The organism is Nigerium massiliense, assembly GCF_000826085.1.
GTDB lineage: Bacteria > Actinomycetota > Actinomycetes > Propionibacteriales > Propionibacteriaceae > Propioniciclava > Propioniciclava massiliense.
In genome coordinates this window covers 20,208-36,654 of sequence record NZ_CCYM01000001.1, presented here as the reverse complement: position 1 = coordinate 36,654, position 16,447 = coordinate 20,208, and the positions used below count along the sequence as shown (strand labels likewise).

At 69.5% G+C, this 16,447-nt stretch carries 17 protein-coding genes, 1 tRNA gene and 1 pseudogene; 12 read left to right on the top strand and 7 right to left on the bottom strand.

The window, feature by feature from the left end; all coding sequences use genetic code 11:
- Positions 1-68 precede the first annotated feature (68 nt).
- From BN1187_RS00190 to BN1187_RS00180, 3 genes and pseudogenes are all read left to right on the top strand, one after another.
- Positions 69-728 carry a succinate dehydrogenase cytochrome b subunit gene (locus BN1187_RS00190; RefSeq protein ID WP_052462107.1) on the top strand — a complete coding sequence of 220 codons (660 nt, stop codon included), beginning with the start codon at positions 69-71 and terminating at the stop codon, positions 726-728.
- 3 nt (positions 729-731) lie between these two features.
- A pseudogene (locus BN1187_RS00185) lies at positions 732-2,758 on the top strand (fumarate reductase/succinate dehydrogenase flavoprotein subunit).
- On the top strand, positions 2,755-3,516 hold the full coding sequence (locus BN1187_RS00180) for a succinate dehydrogenase/fumarate reductase iron-sulfur subunit (protein WP_040157416.1): 762 nt from the start codon (positions 2,755-2,757) through the stop codon (positions 3,514-3,516). The pseudogene BN1187_RS00185 and the gene BN1187_RS00180 overlap by 4 nt, the downstream one beginning before the upstream one ends.
- A 145-nt stretch (positions 3,517-3,661) precedes the next feature.
- On the opposite strand, the gene BN1187_RS00175 is transcribed toward BN1187_RS00180, so the two are convergent.
- Positions 3,662-4,567: an NAD(P)-dependent oxidoreductase gene (locus BN1187_RS00175; RefSeq protein ID WP_040157413.1), complete on the bottom strand. Its 906-nt coding sequence runs from the start codon at positions 4,565-4,567 to the stop codon at positions 3,662-3,664.
- 224 nt (positions 4,568-4,791) lie between these two features.
- Here BN1187_RS00175 and rplS point away from each other — a divergent pair, with 224 nt between their 5' ends.
- The 4 genes from rplS to BN1187_RS00155 are packed head-to-tail and all read left to right on the top strand — an operon-like array spanning position 4,792 to position 6,916.
- Positions 4,792-5,142, top strand: a complete 351-nt coding sequence (rplS, locus tag BN1187_RS00170; protein ID WP_040157412.1) for a 50S ribosomal protein L19 — start codon at positions 4,792-4,794, stop codon at positions 5,140-5,142.
- 20 nt (positions 5,143-5,162) lie between these two features.
- Positions 5,163-5,954, top strand: coding sequence for a signal peptidase I (gene lepB / locus BN1187_RS00165; protein WP_072041910.1), 792 nt, complete (start codon positions 5,163-5,165; stop codon positions 5,952-5,954).
- Between the two features lie 15 nt (positions 5,955-5,969).
- Positions 5,970-6,608 carry a ribonuclease HII gene (locus BN1187_RS00160; RefSeq protein ID WP_040157409.1) on the top strand — a complete coding sequence of 213 codons (639 nt, stop codon included), beginning with the start codon at positions 5,970-5,972 and terminating at the stop codon, positions 6,606-6,608.
- Positions 6,605-6,916: a DUF2469 domain-containing protein gene (locus tag BN1187_RS00155; RefSeq protein ID WP_040157407.1), complete on the top strand. Its 312-nt coding sequence runs from the start codon at positions 6,605-6,607 to the stop codon at positions 6,914-6,916. Before BN1187_RS00160 ends, BN1187_RS00155 begins: the two co-directional genes overlap by 4 nt.
- A 90-nt stretch (positions 6,917-7,006) precedes the next feature.
- On the opposite strand, the gene BN1187_RS00150 is transcribed toward BN1187_RS00155, so the two are convergent.
- Positions 7,007-7,417 (bottom strand): MauE/DoxX family redox-associated membrane protein, encoded by a 411-nt coding sequence (locus BN1187_RS00150; RefSeq protein WP_040157404.1) that lies wholly within the window; start codon positions 7,415-7,417, stop codon positions 7,007-7,009.
- A gap of 210 nt (positions 7,418-7,627) precedes the next feature.
- Here BN1187_RS00150 and BN1187_RS00145 point away from each other — a divergent pair, with 210 nt between their 5' ends.
- The 3 genes from BN1187_RS00145 to BN1187_RS00135 are packed head-to-tail and all read left to right on the top strand — an operon-like array spanning position 7,628 to position 10,681.
- The gene (locus BN1187_RS00145; RefSeq protein ID WP_040157402.1) at positions 7,628-8,005 is read left to right on the top strand and encodes a YraN family protein; all 378 of its coding nucleotides are present in this window, start codon (positions 7,628-7,630) and stop codon (positions 8,003-8,005) included.
- Positions 8,002-9,534, top strand: coding sequence for a YifB family Mg chelatase-like AAA ATPase (locus tag BN1187_RS00140; protein ID WP_072041909.1), 1,533 nt, complete (start codon positions 8,002-8,004; stop codon positions 9,532-9,534). Before BN1187_RS00145 ends, BN1187_RS00140 begins: the two co-directional genes overlap by 4 nt.
- Entirely contained in the window at positions 9,527-10,681 is a 1,155-nt protein-coding gene (locus tag BN1187_RS00135; protein WP_052462105.1) for a DNA-processing protein DprA, read from the top strand. The genes BN1187_RS00140 and BN1187_RS00135 overlap by 8 nt, the downstream gene beginning before the upstream one ends.
- An 8-nt stretch (positions 10,682-10,689) precedes the next feature.
- Here the strand turns inward: BN1187_RS00135 and BN1187_RS00130 are convergent, their stop codons facing one another.
- Together BN1187_RS00130 and BN1187_RS14520 are read right to left on the bottom strand one after the other, a co-directional pair.
- Entirely contained in the window at positions 10,690-11,451 is a 762-nt protein-coding gene (locus tag BN1187_RS00130; protein WP_040157400.1) for a sulfite exporter TauE/SafE family protein, read from the bottom strand.
- Positions 11,452-11,518: 67 nt separating this feature from the next.
- Positions 11,519-12,226, bottom strand: a complete 708-nt coding sequence (locus BN1187_RS14520) for a DUF4236 domain-containing protein (protein WP_218184530.1) — start codon at positions 12,224-12,226, stop codon at positions 11,519-11,521.
- 266 nt (positions 12,227-12,492) lie between these two features.
- Between BN1187_RS14520 and BN1187_RS00120 the strand changes: the two genes are divergently transcribed.
- Positions 12,493-12,744 (top strand): DUF6582 domain-containing protein, encoded by a 252-nt coding sequence (locus BN1187_RS00120; RefSeq protein WP_040157393.1) that lies wholly within the window; start codon positions 12,493-12,495, stop codon positions 12,742-12,744.
- Positions 12,745-12,825: 81 nt separating this feature from the next.
- On the opposite strand, the gene BN1187_RS00115 is transcribed toward BN1187_RS00120, so the two are convergent.
- From BN1187_RS00115 to BN1187_RS00105, 3 genes are all read right to left on the bottom strand, one after another.
- Positions 12,826-12,911 (bottom strand) — tRNA-Leu (locus BN1187_RS00115).
- Between the two features lie 119 nt (positions 12,912-13,030).
- Positions 13,031-14,011, bottom strand: a complete 981-nt coding sequence (locus tag BN1187_RS00110) for an aldo/keto reductase (RefSeq protein ID WP_040157390.1) — start codon at positions 14,009-14,011, stop codon at positions 13,031-13,033.
- Positions 14,012-14,078: 67 nt separating this feature from the next.
- Positions 14,079-14,921 carry an undecaprenyl-diphosphate phosphatase gene (locus BN1187_RS00105; protein ID WP_040157386.1) on the bottom strand — a complete coding sequence of 281 codons (843 nt, stop codon included), beginning with the start codon at positions 14,919-14,921 and terminating at the stop codon, positions 14,079-14,081.
- Positions 14,922-15,108: 187 nt separating this feature from the next.
- Here BN1187_RS00105 and mshC point away from each other — a divergent pair, with 187 nt between their 5' ends.
- On the top strand, positions 15,109-16,341 hold the full coding sequence (gene mshC, locus BN1187_RS00100; protein WP_040157383.1) for a cysteine--1-D-myo-inosityl 2-amino-2-deoxy-alpha-D-glucopyranoside ligase: 1,233 nt from the start codon (positions 15,109-15,111) through the stop codon (positions 16,339-16,341).
- The last annotated feature ends 106 nt before the right edge of the window (positions 16,342-16,447 follow it).

The following is a 16,447-nucleotide window of genomic DNA, read 5'->3' as shown; positions in this document are numbered from 1 at the left end:
CTAGGGTGTCCCACGTGGCGACAACAACTCTTACTCCTCAGGGCAGAGCGCTCCGATCGACAGTCGCGATGAAGGCCATGATGGCCATCACCGGACTGATTCTGATCTTCTTCCTGCTCGCCCACATGTACGGCAACCTCAAGATGTTCAGCGGGCCTGATGCCTTCGATCACTACGCGCACTGGCTGAAGAGCGACATCCTCTACCCGATCGTGCCGGTCGGGGCCTTCATCTGGATCTTCCGCGCCTTCCTGATCGTGTGCATCGTGCTGCACATGTACGCGGCCTGGAAGCTGACGGTGCGCGACCGCGCCGCCCGCGGCCCCGATCACTATGTGGCGACGAAGCGGCTCGCTCAGACCTACTCGGCGCGCACCATGCGCTGGGGCGGCGTGATCCTCGTGCTGTTCCTGATCTTCCACCTGCTGCAGTTCACGGTGCAGGCCGTGACGCCGGGCTTCACCCGGGGCACCTCGCCGTTCGAGATGTTCGTGGCCACGTTCTCGGCGCCGGTGGGCTTCCTGATGGTTCCGCTGTACGCGCTGTGGCTCGTCGCGGTCTGCATGCACGTGCGCCACGGGGTGTGGAGTTCGCTGACGACGCTGGGCGCGAACACGTCGCCCCGCTCGCGCTCGGTCCTGAACGCCATCGCGTGGATCGTGGCCGTGCTGCTGTTCGTCGGCTTCCTGATCGCGCCGCTGGCTGTCTTCTTCGGATGGGTGAGGTAACCAATGACTGAGCTTCTCAACAACGAGTACTTCACGCTCGGCGACGACATCGCCGACACGAAGGCTCCCGACGGCCCGATCGCTGAAAAGTGGGCCAAGCGGCAGTTCGAGGCCGGCCTGGTGAACCCGGCCAACCGGCGCAAGCTGTCGATCATCGTCGTGGGGACCGGCCTGGCCGGCGGCGCGGCGGCTGCCACGCTGGGCGAGGCCGGCTACCAAGTCGAGAACTTCTGCTACCAGGACAGCCCCCGTCGCGCGCACTCCATCGCGGCCCAAGGCGGTATCAACGCCGCGAAGAACTACAAGAACGACAACGACTCCGTCTACCGGTTGTTCTACGACACGGTCAAGGGCGGCGACTACCGCGCCCGCGAGACCAACGTGTATCGCCTGGCCGAGGTCAGCACGAACATCATCGACCAGTGCGTCGCGCAGGGCGTCCCGTTCGCCCGTGAGTACGGCGGCCTCCTCGACACCCGTTCGTTCGGCGGCGTCCAGGTGCAGCGCACCTTCTACGCGCGCGGCCAGACGGGCCAGCAGCTGCTGATCGGCGCTTACCAGTCGCTGGAGCGGCAGGGCGCGGCGGGGACCTGGAGCGGCAGGTCGCGGCGGGCCCCGTCAAGATGCACCCCCGCCACGAGATGCTCGAGCTGATCGTCATCGACGGACGCGCCCGCGGCATCGTCACCCGCAACATGGTGACCGGCGAGATCGAGTCCTGGGTCGCCGACGCCGTCGTGCTCGCCACCGGCGGCTACGGCAACGTCTTCTTCCTGTCGACGAACGCCATGGGCTGCAACGTCACGGCCGGGTGGCGGGCTCACCGCAAGGGCGCCTACTTCGCGAACCCGTGCTACACGCAGATCCACCCGACCTGCATCCCGGTGCACGGCACCACCCAGTCGAAGCTGACCCTGATGTCGGAGTCGCTGCGTAACGACGGACGCATCTGGGTCCCGAAGAACGCCGAGGACTGCGCCAAGGATCCGCGCGACATCCCGGAGGAGGCGCGCGACTACTACCTGGAGCGCATCTACCCGTCCTTCGGCAACCTGGTGCCGCGCGACATCGCGTCCCGTCAGGCGAAGAACATGTGCGACGAGGGCCGCGGCGTCGGCCCCGAGGTGGAAGAGGTGAACCACCGCACCGGCGAGACGCAGCTGCGCCGCCGTGGCGTCTACCTCGATTTCGCCGAGGCGATCCAGCGCCTGGGCAAGAAGGCGGTCGAGGCCAAGTACGGCAACCTGTTCGACATGTACGCCCAGATCACGGGCGAGAACCCGTACGAGACCCCGATGCGCATCTACCCGGCCGTGCACTACACGATGGGCGGCGTCTGGGTCGACTACGACCTCATGACGACGATCCCGGGCCTGTACTGCGCGGGCGAGGCGAACTTCTCCGATCACGGTGCGAACCGGCTCGGGGCGTCTGCCCTGATGCAGGGCCTGTCCGACGGCTACTTCGTCCTGCCGAACACGATCAACGACTACCTGTCCAAGGGCGCCATGCCCAAGGTCGAGGCGGATCACCCGGCGGTCGTCGAGGCGGTGAACAGCGTCAAGGAGCGCATCAACCACCTCATCTCCATCAAGGGCAGCCGCACGGTCGACTCCTTCCACAAGGAGCTCGGCAACATCATGTGGGAGTACTGCGGCATGGAGCGCGACGAGGAGGGCCTCAAGTACGCGATCGCGGAGATCCGCAAGCTGCGCGAGGAGTTCTGGCGCGACGTCAAGGTCACCGGCGTCAACGAGGACTTCAACCAGACCCTCGAGCGGGCCGGCCGCGTGGCCGACTTCCTCGAGTTGGGCGAGCTCATGTGCATCGACGCGCTGCACCGGCGTGAGTCCTGTGGCGGTCACTTCCGGGCCGAGTCGCAGACCGAGGACGGCGAGGCGCTGCGTCACGACGACGAGTTCCTGTACGTCGGTGCCTGGGAGTTCGGCGGCGACGGCGGGCAGCCGATCCTGCACAAGGAACCGCTGGAGTACGAGGCCATCGAGCTGAAGCAGAGGAGCTACAAGTGAACATCAACCTGCGCGTCTGGCGTCAGGCCAATGCGAATGCCCAGGGCAAGATGGTCTCGTACCGGGTGGAAGGCGTCTCCGAGGACATGTCGTTCCTCGAGATGCTCGACCTCCTCAACGAGGACCTGACGGTCAAGGGCGAGGAGCCGGTGGCCTTCGACCACGACTGCCGCGAGGGCATCTGCGGCATGTGTGGCGTCGTGATCAACGGTGCGGCGCACGGCCGTGCCGCCTCGCCGGTGCCGACCACCACGTGCCAGCTGCACATGCGTAGCTTCGCCGACAACGCGACGATCGATGTCGAGCCCTGGCGGGCCGGCGGCTTCCCGGTCATCAAGGACCTGGTTGTCGACCGCTCCGCCTTCGACCGCATCATCCAGGCCGGCGGCTTCGTCTCCATCAACGCGGGCTCGGCCGTGGACGCCAACGCGATGCCGGTCAACAAGCGCGAGGCGGACCGTGCCTTCGACGCCGCGACCTGCATCGGCTGCGGCGCCTGCGTGGCGGCCTGCCCCAACGGCTCGGCGATGCTGTTCACGTCGGCCAAGATCACGCACCTCGCGATGCTGCCCCAGGGCCAGCCGGAGCGGATGCTGCGGGTGAAGAACATGGTGGGCCAGCACGATGCCGAGGGCTTCGGCGGCTGCACCAACATCGGGGAGTGCGCGGCGGTCTGCCCCAAGCAGATCCCGCTCGACACGATCGGCCAGCTGAACCGCGACCTGATCGCCTCCCTGTTCAGCCAGGACGGCAAGTGATTCGGTCCGCGGCCTGAGCCACATCGCCGGCGCCGGTCCCCTCGCGGGGCCGGCGCCGGCGTCTGTCGTGATCCGATCGGACGGGCTGGGGCCCCGCCGTGAGGGCTGGGAGCCGACGGGCGTGGATGGCCGCCCCGGCGAGGCGTCAGGCCGAGGGGGCCTTGCCGTCGGACTGCTCGATGTAGGCCTGGACCACCGAGCTGTCCTGATCGCCGAGGCCCGCCTGCGTCAGCCCGGTGAAGACCGCGCGCAGCGGCTCGACGCTGAAGGTCGTCATGCCGACGCGCTCGGCCTCCTCGGCGAAGGCCCGCAGGTCTTTGACCAGGAACTTCGCCGGGCCCGAGGGGGAGTGGTCGTGGGCGATGAAACGCGGGCTCTTGACCTCCATGATGCGGCTGGTGGCGTACCCGTCCAGCAGGAGGTCGAACAGCAACGAGACGTCCATGCCCGACCGCTCGGCCAGCACCGCGGCCTCGGCGTTCGCGACGACCTCGGCAGCCACGATGAGCTGGTTGCAGGCCTTCGCGATCTGCCCAGCGCCCAGCGGGCCCAGGTGGACCGCGCGTCCCGTCGCCGACAGCAGGCCGACCGCGCGGGTCGCATCGGCGTCCGCACCGCCGACCATGACCGACAACGTCCCCGCCTCGGCGCCCTCCGCTCCGCCGCTGACGGGGGCGTCCACGACCGCGATGCGGCCGCCCGTCGCTTCGTCCAGGTCGCGAGCGAGATCCCGCACCTCCGCCGAGCTGCAGGTGGAGCTCACGATGAGCAGGAGCGGGGCCGGGGTCAGCCCGGCGAGCAGGCCGTCCGGCCCGTCGAGGGTGCCCCGGATGTCGGCCATCGTGGGCACCATGTAGACGACGACGTCGCACTGCTGGGCGACCTCCCGGGCATTCGACGCGTACCGCGCGCCGGCGTCGAGAAGCTCCTCCAGGCCGTTGGGTGAAAGCGCGTTGAGCACCACCCGGTCGTCCGGCTGGGCGGCGGCCAGCACATGCCGGGCCATCGGCCGTCCCATCGTTCCTACGCCGATGAAGCCCGTCGTCGTCATTGGTCCACCTCTGGATGAGAGACTGTGTGGTGGCCTCAGTATCCGCCCCGCGACGGCTGTTGTTCAATAGATCGGCCAGCGTTCAAGCGTCGATTTCGCCGGGCCCCGCCCGGTATGGCAAACTTGGTCGCTGTTGCGCCGTGACGCTCCTGCCACAGGGGGTTTGCGCGCGGGCAGCCTCCATTCACCGACGGGGTGACCTGTGGCACCGACGAGGAAAAACCATGAACAAGATCGTTTCCGAGATCGCCCAGTCTGCACTGCGCGACGACATTCCCGACTTCCGCCCCGGCGACTCCGTGAAGGTCCACGTCCGAGTCGTCGAGGGTAACCGCTCCCGTATCCAGGTTTTCGCGGGCAACGTGATCGCGCGCAACGGGTCCGGCGTGGGCGAGAGCTTCACCGTCCGCAAGGTCAGCTTCGGCACCGGGGTGGAGCGCACGTTCCCCCTGAACTCGCCGATCATCGAGAAGATCGAGGTCGATCGCCACGGCGACGTCCGGCGCGCCAAGCTGTACTACCTCCGCGGTCTGCACGGAAAGGCTGCGAAGATCAAGGAGAAGCGCGAGAACTGATCCCACGGGGAGGCACGGCGGTGGCTGAGGACGACGAGTCCGGAGACGTCCGAAGCGACGAGACCAAGTCCGACCAGGGCGGCGGCTTTCGGGCCATGCTCAAGGAGGTCGCCATCGTGCTCGCCGGCGCGCTGGTCGTCTCGACGCTGCTGCGCACGTTCCTCCTGCAGGTGTTCGTCATCCCCTCACCGTCGATGGAGAACACCCTCCTCATCGAAGACCGTGTCGCCGTGCAGAAGGTGGTTCCCTTCCAGCGCGGCGACATCGTCGTCTTCACCGACGACTTGGAGTGGCTCGGCGTCCACGATGACTCGGACATCAACCCGCTCGAGCAGGCGCTCATGTTCGTCGGCCTGATGCCGGACGGTCGCAGCGAGCATCTCATCAAGCGCGTCATCGGGATGCCGGGCGATCACGTGATCTGCTGCGACACCCAGGGGCGGATCACGGTGAACGGTCAGGCACTGGACGAGCGCAGTTACCTCTACGTCGACGAGTACGGCGACCAGCAGGTCAAGCCGTCGGAGTACCCCTTCGACGTCATCGTGCCGGCCGATCGGATCTTCGTCATGGGGGATCATCGCAACAACTCCGCCGACTCGCGCTGCCACCTGGGCGAGGAGGCCGATGGCGTCCGCGGGATGCCGGGCTTCGTCCGCAAAGAGTCCGTGGTGGGGACGGCCGTGGCGGTCATCCTGCCTGTGGACCGCCTCCACAATCTGCCGCGGCCGACGACGTTCTCCGGGGTCCCGGCGGGCACCGGGGCTCCGCCGGCGCAGCCCGTCCTGCGAGGAGAAGCTCCGGCCTGTTGACCCAAGGAGGGACGAGTGTCGTTCGTCATCCGGCGTGACGCCGGCCTCTACGGCTACGAGCGCGGGCTGGCCCGCGCCGGGTTCCCGCACGTCGCCGGCGCCGATGAGGCCGGACGCGGCGCCTGCGCCGGGCCGCTCGTCGCCGCGGCCGTGGTGCTGCCGGGGCGTCCGATCCCGGGGCTCAACGACTCCAAGAAGCTCACGCCGGCGACACGTGAGCGGCTCTATGCCGTGATCACGGAGCGCGCTCTGGCGTGGTCGGCCGTCCGCATCGAGCCCGCCGAGTGCGACCGCCTCGGCGTGCACGTGGCCAACCTCGAGGCGCTGCGGCGGGCGGTATCCCGGCTGGACGTCGCCCCTGACTTCGTGCTGACCGACGGGTTCCCGGTGGACGGCCTGGCCGTCCCGTCCCTGGCCATGTGGAAGGGAGACGCCGTCGCGGCGAGCGTCTCCGCGGCGTCCATCGTCGCGAAGGTGACGCGGGACCGGATCATGGCCGGCTACCACCTGGAATACCCCGAGTACCGTTTCGACATCCACAAGGGCTACTGCACGGCGCTGCACCAAAGCGTCCTGGACGCTCGAGGGCCGTGCGCCGTGCATCGGCTGAAGTGGGAGAACGTTGCCCGAACGATTAGGCTGGAGCAGTCATGAGTGCGGATGATCTTGAGCAGTACGAGAGCGAGCTGGAGCTCCAGCTGTATCGCGAGTACAAGGACGTCGTGGGGATCTTCACCTACGCCGTGGAGACCGAGCGTCGCTTCTACCTGTGCAACGTGGTCGACCTGAAGGTGCGTACCGAGGGCGGGGACGTCTACTACGAGGTGTCCATGGGGGACGCCTGGGTCTGGGACATGTACCGCCCGGCTCGGTTCGTGAAGTCGGCCAAGGTGTTGACGTTCCGCGACGTTTCGATCGAGGAGATCGCGCACTCCGAGCTCCAGGTGCCCGACGATCTTTGAGTGAACCGCGGCCCGTCGCGGGCTTAACGGCGAGTGCCCGGCGTGACCACGCCGGGCACTCGCCGTTTGTGCGTCCTGGGACGCGTCGCCTCACTTGCGATTGGCGAGGGAATCGATCACGAGGCCCAGGCCGATCGCGAGGAGCCAGGAGTCCTTGGCCAGGGCGGTGCCGTCCTGGCTCGGGCGGATGCCGTCCTCCTTGGTCATGCCGGGGGTGTTCAGGTACATGCTGACCAGGCCGCCGGCGAAGGCGGCCAGCGCGCTGCCGGCCAGCCAACCCGGGACGAACGGGGTCAGCAGCGCCGCGGCGATGCCGATCTCGCCCGCAGGAAGCAGCTTGCCGAAGGTCTTCGTGTCGAGGTCCTTCAGCGGCGGGACACCGGCGGCGCCCATGTTCTGCAGGCCCTGCACAGCCTCCTCGGGGAGGTTGCGCTTGCTGAGGCCGGAGTTGAGGAAGAACGCGCCGACGACCGCGCGGACGGGGAGAGCGGCAAGACTCATGGAAAGTGGACCTTCCGGTAAGGGAGGCCGGTGTCGGCCTCGCGGATGGTGCCGACTCTACTCAGGGATCCCCGCCGGATACCCCACCCTTCACCGTGAGGACGGATGTCGCGCTCGGCCGGGCCGCGTGAGCGAGGCGGTCATCGGGGGCAATGTCGACTTTGACGCGTCCGGCCCGCCGGCTCCCACAGTGGCGGCTGGAGGTGTGCTGTGACGAAGACCACGACGGATCCCCGCCGCGCCACGGGCAAGGATGGGGAAGACCTGGCCGCGAACTACGTGACCGGTCTGGGGTGGACGGTGCTGGCCCGCAACTGGCGGTGCCGGGTGGGCGAGATCGACCTGATCGCGCGCGACGATGAGGGGGCGCTCGTCGTCTGCGAGGTGAAGACCAGGCGGGGCCTTGGGTTCGGGGATCCGCTGGAGTCGATCACCTACGCGAAGGTGCGCCGACTGCGCGAGCTGACGGTGGAGTTCCTGCGCGAATGCGGGGAGACGCCAGGCCGGGTGCGGCTGGACGCGATCGGGCTGCTGCTCGATCGGGACGGCAACGCGAAGCTCAGCCACGTGCGGGGGATCGACGCGTGAGGATCGCCCAGGCGCTGTCGGTGGCGCTCGTCGGCCTGGAAGCGACCGTCGTCGAAGTCGAGGTCTCGATCGGGGGCGGGCTGCCACGCACGGTCATCGTGGGGCTGCCCGACGCCGCGCTCTACGAGGCGCGTGACCGGTGCAAGGCGGCCATCACCTCCCTGGATCGCACGTGGCCCAACCAGGCCGTGACCATCAACCTCACGCCCGCCACGCTGCCGAAGGCCGGCTCGCATTTCGACCTCGCCATCGTTGTGGCAACGCTGGCGGCCGAGCGGGCCGTGCCGCCCGGCCAGTTGAAGCACACCGTCTTCCTCGGCGAGCTGGGCCTCGATGGCCGGGTTCGCGGCGTGCGAGGCGTGCTTCCGGCGCTGCTCGCCGCCCAACGACAGGGCTGCGATCGCGCGGTTGTGCCTGTGGGGCAGCTCGGGGAGGCTCGTCTCGTCGAGGGGTTGCGGGTCCACGGCGTTTCCAGCCTGGCCGATGTGCTCGCCGTGCTGCAGGGACGTGCGGTGTCCGAACCCGACCGGGTGGACGAGCCGGCACCCCCTCAGTTTCCCAGAAAGGATCTCGCCGACGTCGTCGGGCAGCTCGAGGGGAAGTGGGCCCTTGAGGTTGCTGCCGCGGGCGGGCACCACCTGTATCTGCACGGGCCGCCCGGAGTCGGCAAGACGCTCCTCGCGGAGCGGCTCCCAAGCATCCTGCCCGACCTGAGCGTCGCCGAGTCGCTGGAGGTTTCGGCCCTCCACTCGCTGGCCGGGCGCCCCCTCGACGGCGGGCTGGTGACCCGGCCGCCGTTCGCGGCGCCGCACCACTCGGCGTCGCTCGCGGCGCTGGTCGGCGGGGGCGCGCGCATAGCGCAGCCCGGGGCCGTCTCGCACGCCCACTGCGGCGTGCTGTTCCTCGACGAGGCGCCGGAGTTCTCGCCGCGTGCGCTGGAGGCACTGCGCACGCCGCTGGAGTCGGGGGTGATCGTGCTGGCCCGCTCGCTGGCCCAGACAACGTACCCGGCCCGCTTCCAACTCGTGCTTGCGGCCAACCCCTGCCCCTGCGGCCTGGCCGGTACGCCCGGGGCGCAGTGCCGGTGCTCCCCGATGGCGGTCCGTCGCTACAGCGAGCGCATCAGCGGTCCGATTCTCGACCGCATCGACATTCAGCAGGGGCTACGCCCCCTGCGGCAGTCGTTCCTGGCCGCCGCGGCTGGCGCGGCCGAGGCCAGCGCGGCGGTGGCGGCGAGGGTGGCGGCGGCCCGCGACCGGCAACGGCACCGCTTGGCTCCGTTGAGCCTCTCGCTCAACAGCGCGGTGCCCGGACGGGTGCTGCGCCGGGAGCTGCCGTTGCCGCAGGGTTTCGAGCGGCTCGATCGGGCGGTGAGTCGCGGTCTGCTGAGCGCCAGGGGGATCGACAAGGTCGTGCGCTTGGCGTGGACGATCGCCGATCTGGCTGGGGAGCCGATCCCGACCCCCGCCGATGTGGACACGGCGCTCGCGATGCGCCGCGGTGAACAGGTGGAGGCGCGCTGTGGCTGATGAGGAACGAGACGCACGACGGGGGCTGGCCTGCGTCCTGGAGGCCGGGGACGCCCGCGCGGCCGAGCTCTTGCGCAAGCTGGGCCCGATCGATGCCTGGCGGGTGCTGACCACCACCAAGGCGGCGAGCCCGTGGGCTGATCGGGCCCGCGCGGTGGACCTGGATGCCATCCGCCGGGCCGAGGATCGGGCGGGGATCCGATTCGTGATCCCGGACGACGACGAGTGGCCCGCCGGGTTGCGGACGCTGGCGGGCTGCCCGCCGGTGCAGCGCATGGCGGGGCAGCCGATCGGCCTCTGGGCGCGAGGTCGGGCGCTGGGAGCCTTGCTGGCAAGTTCGGTCGCGATGGTGGGCTCCCGGGCCTCGTCCCCCTACGGCGAGCGGGTGGCGGCGGACCTCGCCGCCGGGGTCGGGGCGAGCGGCTACACCGTTGTGTCGGGGGCGGCCTACGGAATCGACGCGGCGGCGCACCGAGGGGCGTTGGCCGAGGGCGGGCCGTCGGTGGCGTTCGTGGCCGGCGGCATCGACGAGCCGTATCCGCGTGCCCACGAGGCGCTGCTGGCCGAGCTGGGACGCACGGGGGCGGTCGTCTCGGAGTATCCGCCGGGTGAGCACCCGACGCGACGGCGCTTTCTCGCCCGCAACCGGCTCATCGCCGCCGCGACCGTCGGCACAGTGATCGTGGAGGCGTCCGTGCGCAGCGGGGCACGCAACACGGTGTCGTGGGCGAGCGCCTGCGGCCGCCCGGTGATGGCGGTGCCGGGCCCGGTCTCCAGCGCACAGTCGTTCACGCCGCATCAGCTGATCCGCGACCGGGAGGCGGTGCTCGTCACCCGGCACGAAGAGATCGTCGAGCTGCTCAGCCCGGTCGGGACCGGGCTGGCGCCGCGGCGGCCCCGACGCGAGCGGCTGTTGGACGGCTTGGACGCGGCGCAGCGGGCGGTCTATGAGGCCCTGCCGTCGCGCGGACGCCGGCCCACCGACGAGCTGTCGCTGCGGGCGGGGCTCGGGGTGCGCGACACGCTGGCGGCGCTGTCTAGGCTCAGCACCCAGGGACTGGCCGAGGCGACCGAGGACGGCTGCTGGCGCATCGGCGAGGTACGCGACCGGCCATTGCCGGAGCCTCCTGCCGAGGAGGCAAGATGATCGCCGGCTCAGCGGATCAGCAACGAGAACGCCGAGATGGCCGACGCCGCCATCACGATGCGATCGAAGCCCTTCTGGCTCACCCTGCGCACGGCCACCACGCCGAGCACCGCACCGAGCAGGAGGAACGGCAGCATCGTGACGCCGAGGGTGAAGACAGTGGGGGTGAACAGTCCCAGCGAGATCTGCAGGGGAACCTTGCAGAGGTTGATCAGGAAGAAGAAGACGGCGTTGGTGCCGATGAAGCGCGCCTTGTCGAGCTTGACCGCCAAGAAGTACAGCGCCATGACGGGTCCGGCGGCGTTGGCGGTCATGGTGGTGAAGCCCGCCGCGACGCCGGTGCCCGCGGCGACCGGCCAGCTGGTCTGGTCGGACGAAGCGGGCTCTGCGCCCCGGCGCCTCCGTTGCCACACCTGGATCAGCACGCTGACGAGCAGGATGACGCCGATCGTTCGCTGCATGGTTGTGTCGTCCACCAAGCGCATGAAGACCCAGCCGAGCAGGAGGCCGGGGATGATCGTGGGCACGAGCCGCCAGATGAGCTTCCACTGCACGTTGCGCCCGTACAGCGATACGCCGATGACGTCGCCTATGAGCAGCAGAAGGAGGATCGCCGCGGTCGACTCCTTCGCTGGCATCGCGAGGGCGAACAACGCCGCAGCGACTGCGCCCAGGCCGCCGAACGATGTCTTGGCGATCCCGATCAGGAGGGCGCCCAGAGCCATGAGCGCGATCGCGCCCCACCCGAAGCCCAGCAGCGTTTCAATCACCCGTGGATGGTAGCCCGTGACGATCTGGGACTGAGGTTCGGTCAGCGGCGGCCCGCACGCGCGAGTGTCAGAGCCGCCAGCTCACGCCGGGAGCGATGCGGATCGTGACGCGACCGCGGCTATTCACCGTGATGCGCTTGCCGATCTTTTGGGAGAAGGAGACGCCCGAGGGGGAGAAGTTGGCACGACGGCCGCCTCCCAGGTTCACGGTTCTGCGGAAGAACAGTCCCACGATCAGGCACGCATCCAGCGCAGCCGCCCGTCCTTGGCCGGTGCGCACTTCATCGGCTTGCCGGTCTTCGAGACCCCGGTGCCGCCCGAGCAATAGGCACCCGGGTGGACGAAGTTCCCTGGAGTAGCCCGCTTCGACGACGACTTCTTCTTTGGCGAAGACTTCTTTGGCGAAGACTTCTTCGGGGACGAGGTCGTCGGGGACGCCTTCTTCTTCGGGGACGCCTTGGACGAGCGATCCTTGGCGCTCTTCGTTGCGGTGGAGGTCGAGCGGGGGGCTCGGGTTGACCTGGCGGCGGAGACCGCGCTGGACTTTGCCGCGGACCCGGCGGCAGCTATCGCGTCCGTCCCCGTCGTGGACGGGGCAGTGGACGTCCTTGTCGACGACGGCGCGGCCGCCGCCGGCGTGTCTGCCTGAGATGCCGCCGACGTGGCCGGGGCTACGAAGTCCCGTGGCTGCCCGGTCGTGGATTGCGACGCGGGGCTCGGGGCCGCGGGTACGGAGCCGGCCGGCGCCGGATCGGAAGCCGCCGGGGACGCACACCCGCCTCCCAGCAGCGCCGCGGCGACGAGAGCAGCCATCGCGATCGACTCGGTCTTGCGGCGCGCCGTCGAAGGCCTGAAGCCCCGCTTGCGTTCGGTCATGATGTGATCCTCGGCCTGGAGAACTCCCGGTTCTGGAAGTCCTGAGATTCATAGCGACTGATCAATATGATAACGATGACGGGATCACCGAGGGACGCGGAGCGCCGAGGCTTGCGGGCGTACGGTGGTGCGCGATTAGTTTTCGTGGCGACGAGGAGGTCCGACATGAGCAAGCAGATCCACCACCGCGACGACGTGAACCCGGACGAAGGCGAACGCAAGTACGGCGACGTCGAGTTCGCCGACCCGGTGAACAACAAGTACCCGATCGACAGCGCGGCGCACGTCCGGGCGGCCTGGAGCTACATCAACAAGGACGCCAACGCCGCCAAGTACAACAAGACCGAGGTCGACCGCATCAAGGAGCGGATCAAGAAGGCGGCGCGCAGGCACGACGTGGAGATCGAGTCGGAGTGAGCTGGGACCCGGCGTCGGCAAGGCTGCGCGGGTCGGGACAAGGAAAAACCCCGTGCCGATCGGCAACGGGGTCTGTCTCGGTGTCCGAGAGAGGACTTGAACCTCCACGCCCTATAACGGGCACTAGCACCTCAAGCTAGCGCGTCTACCTATTCCGCCACCCGGACAGGGTGTCTGTCACCGCCCTGCGGCAACCCCGCAACTATAGCAACCGGCCGCCGAGCCTGTCGAAACGAGACCCGGCGTGGGCGCGGCTGACGACAAGCCGAAGCCGGCGGCCGAGGCGTCACCCGCCGACCGACTCCTCGGAACGGCCGGCATTCGGTCCGCCGGAGATATCGTCCAGGGCCTGGGCGATCTGATCGGGCAGGGTCATCTCCTCGCACGCCAGGTACTCGTCCAGTTGCGCCTTCGTCCGCGCGCCGAGGAGGGGAGCGGTCACGCCCGGGGCGTCCCGGACCCAGAGCAGCGCGACCTGGAGCGGCGTCATCCCCAGGCCGTCGGCAGCCTTGGCGACCCCCTCGACGACCGCGCGCGATCGCTGCTCGAGGTAGGGCTCGACGTACCAGCCGAAGTGCTCGGTCGCGCCGCGGGAGCCGCGCGGGATGCCGGTGCGGTACTTGCCGGTGAGGACGCCGCGTCCCATCGGCGACCACGGGAAGAAGCCGACGTCGAAGTGCCGCAGGCAGGGCAGCACCTCCACCTCGGCGCGGCGGGCGAGCAGCGAGTACTCCACCTGGGCGCTGACCAGGGGCGCGCGTCCGGGGAAGGCTCTCTGCCAGGTCACGGCGTTGGCGGTCTGCCAGCCGACGAAGTTCGACAGCCCCGCGTAGCGCACGTCGCCGGCCGTGACGGCTTGATCGATGGCGGCGAGCGTCTCCGCCAAGGGCGCGTCTCCCCAGGCGTGCACCTGCCACAGGTCGATGTGGTCGGTGCCGAGCCGCCGCAGCGAGCCGCGCAGATCCTCGAGCATGGCGCGGGCGGACGTGTCGACGATCCGGCGTCCGTCCCGCAGTCCGAAGCCACCCTTGGTGGCGAGGACGAGGTCGTCGCGGCGCACCTCGGTGCGGATGAGTTTGCCGATCATCCGTTCGGCCTCGCCGTTGCCGTACGCGGCGGCGGTGTCGACCAGGCTGCCGCCGGCCGCGACGAAGGCGGAGAGCAGGGGCCTGGCGTCGTCCATCTTGGTGTCACGGCCCCACGTCATGGTGCCCAGGCCGAGCCGGCCGACGTGGAGGCCGCTGCCTCCCACCCTGCGCCGCTGCATCGCGCTACCTCCTGTGCCGAGCGGGGCCGCGCGGAACCGGCGGCCGTGTCGTCACCCTAGCGGCGGATCAGGACGCGGTGACCACACCGCCGACCAGCAGGCCGAGGATGACCAGGCCGAGCAGGACGCGGTAGACCACGAACCAGCGGAAGTCGTTGCTCTGCACATAGCGCAGCAGCCACGCGATGGAGGCGTAAGCAACGACGAACGAGACGAGGGTGCCGACGAGCGTCGCGCCCCAGCCGACGCCGCCCCGGCCCGCGATCGCGGACGCCTCGCTGATCGCCTGGTAGCCACCGGCGGCCACGAGGGTCGGGATGCCGAGGAAGAAGCTCATCCGCGTCGCGGTGACGCGGTCGATGCCCATCAGCAGACCGCCGGAGATCGTCGCGCCGGAGCGAGAGACGCCCGGGATGAGCGAGAAGCACTGGATGAGGCCGAGCAGCAGGCCATCCTTCCAGGTGATGGACTGCTCGCCGCGCTGCTGCTTGCCGAGGCGGTCGCCGAGGAACATGACGACCGACCAGCCGATCAGCGCGCCGGCGATGAACCACAGACTGCGGAGCGGCCCGGTGATGAAGTCCTTGAGCAGCAGGGCGATGACTGCTGTGACGGCGAAGCCGACGATGACCGCCCAGCCCAGCTGGTAGTCGGGGTTCTTGCGTCCCTCGGCGCTGCGCAGGCCGCCGAACCACGCGACCACGATGCGCACGATGTCTTTCCAGAAGTACACGATCGAGGCGATCATCGCGCCCACCTGGATCACCGCCGTGTAGGCGGTGACGCTCGGGTCGTCGATGTGGAAGCCCATGAGCTTCTCGACGAGAGTGAGGTGGCCGGTGCTCGAGATCGGCAGGAACTCGGTGACCCCCTCGACGATTCCCAGCAGGATCGACTGCCACCACTCCATCAATTGAACCGCCCAACTTTCCGTGTTCCGCGTCGCGTCGGGGCCGCCACGTCCGCGCGCAAGAATAGCCCCGGCACCAAGGTCGGTCGGGGAGGCGGACGTCCACGGCCGGAACGGCGCCGGGCTCGGCGACTAGGCTGACGGCGGCGACCGAGCGGCCGCCGCGTCCCGACCCGCGAGGAGACCCATGAAGGCCTGGCCACGTCCCGCCGTCCCGACCCTGGAAACCCGGGGTGGACGTCCGCGGGTGCACGACACCGCCACCGGCGCGCTCGTCGAGTCGGGCCCCGTCGAGGGCAGCGCCCGACTGTACGTCTGCGGCATCACGCCCTACGACGCGACCCACCTCGGCCACGCCAACACCTACCTGGCCTTCGACCTCCTGCAACGGGCATGGCTCGACGCCGGGCTCGACGTCACCTACACCCAAAACGTCACCGACGTGGACGACCCCCTGCTCGAGCGGGCGACGCAGACCGGCGTCGAATGGGAGGACCTCGCCGACGAGCAGGTGGAGCTGTTCCGCACCGACATGGTCGCCCTGAACATCCTGCCGCCGGCGCATTACGTGGGGGCGGTGGAATCGATCGACCTGGTCGTCGCCCTGATCGAGCGCCTGAAGTCGACCGGTCTGATCTACCAGGTGGACGACGCCGACCACCCCGACTGGTACTTCGCCACCTCACAGGCCCCCGGTTTCCTCACCGAGTCCCACCTCGACGTCGAGGCGGCGCTGCGGATCTTCGGGGAGCGCGGTGGCGACCCCGAGCGCCCCGGGAAGCGCGACCCGCTCGACTGCCTCGTATGGCTCCTTGAGCGTCCGGGCGAGCCGAGCTGGCCGTCCACCCTCGGTCAGGGACGCCCCGGCTGGCACATCGAGTGCACCGCCATCGCCCTGGAGTACCTGGGCGAGAACTTCGACGTTCAGGCGGGCGGCTCCGACCTGATCTTCCCCCACCACGAGATGTGCGCAGCCGAGGGGACGGCAGCCACGGGCGAGCCCTTCGCCCGCGCGTACGTGCACGCCGGCATGGTCGGCTACGAGGGCGAGAAGATGAGCAAGTCCAAGGGCAACCTGGTGCTGGTGTCGCAGTTGCGCAAGGCCGGCGAGGACCCGATGGCCATCCGGCTCGCGCTGCTGGCCCACCACTACCGCGACGACTGGGAGTGGACGGACGCCGACCTCGCCGCCGCCCGCGACCGCCTCGCCCGCTGGCGCGTCGTCCTGGGCGCCGCGACGCCACCGGCCCAACCGATGATCGACGCGGTCCGCGCTGCGTTGGCCAACGATCTGGACGCCCCGGCCGCCTTGGCCGCGGTGGACGCCTGGGTCGCCTCGGCCTCCGGTCACGAGGGCGCCGCCGAGAACGCCGCGTCCTACGCCCGAGCGGTGGACGCCCTGCTCGGCGTGCGGCTGTGACCGGGCTCGGGCGGTAACGGGCCGGGGCTGTACCAGGCTGAGGCCTTACCGGGCCGGGGCTGTACCGGGCCGCGGTCGTGACGGGGCCGCGGCAGGTCGGCGGCTA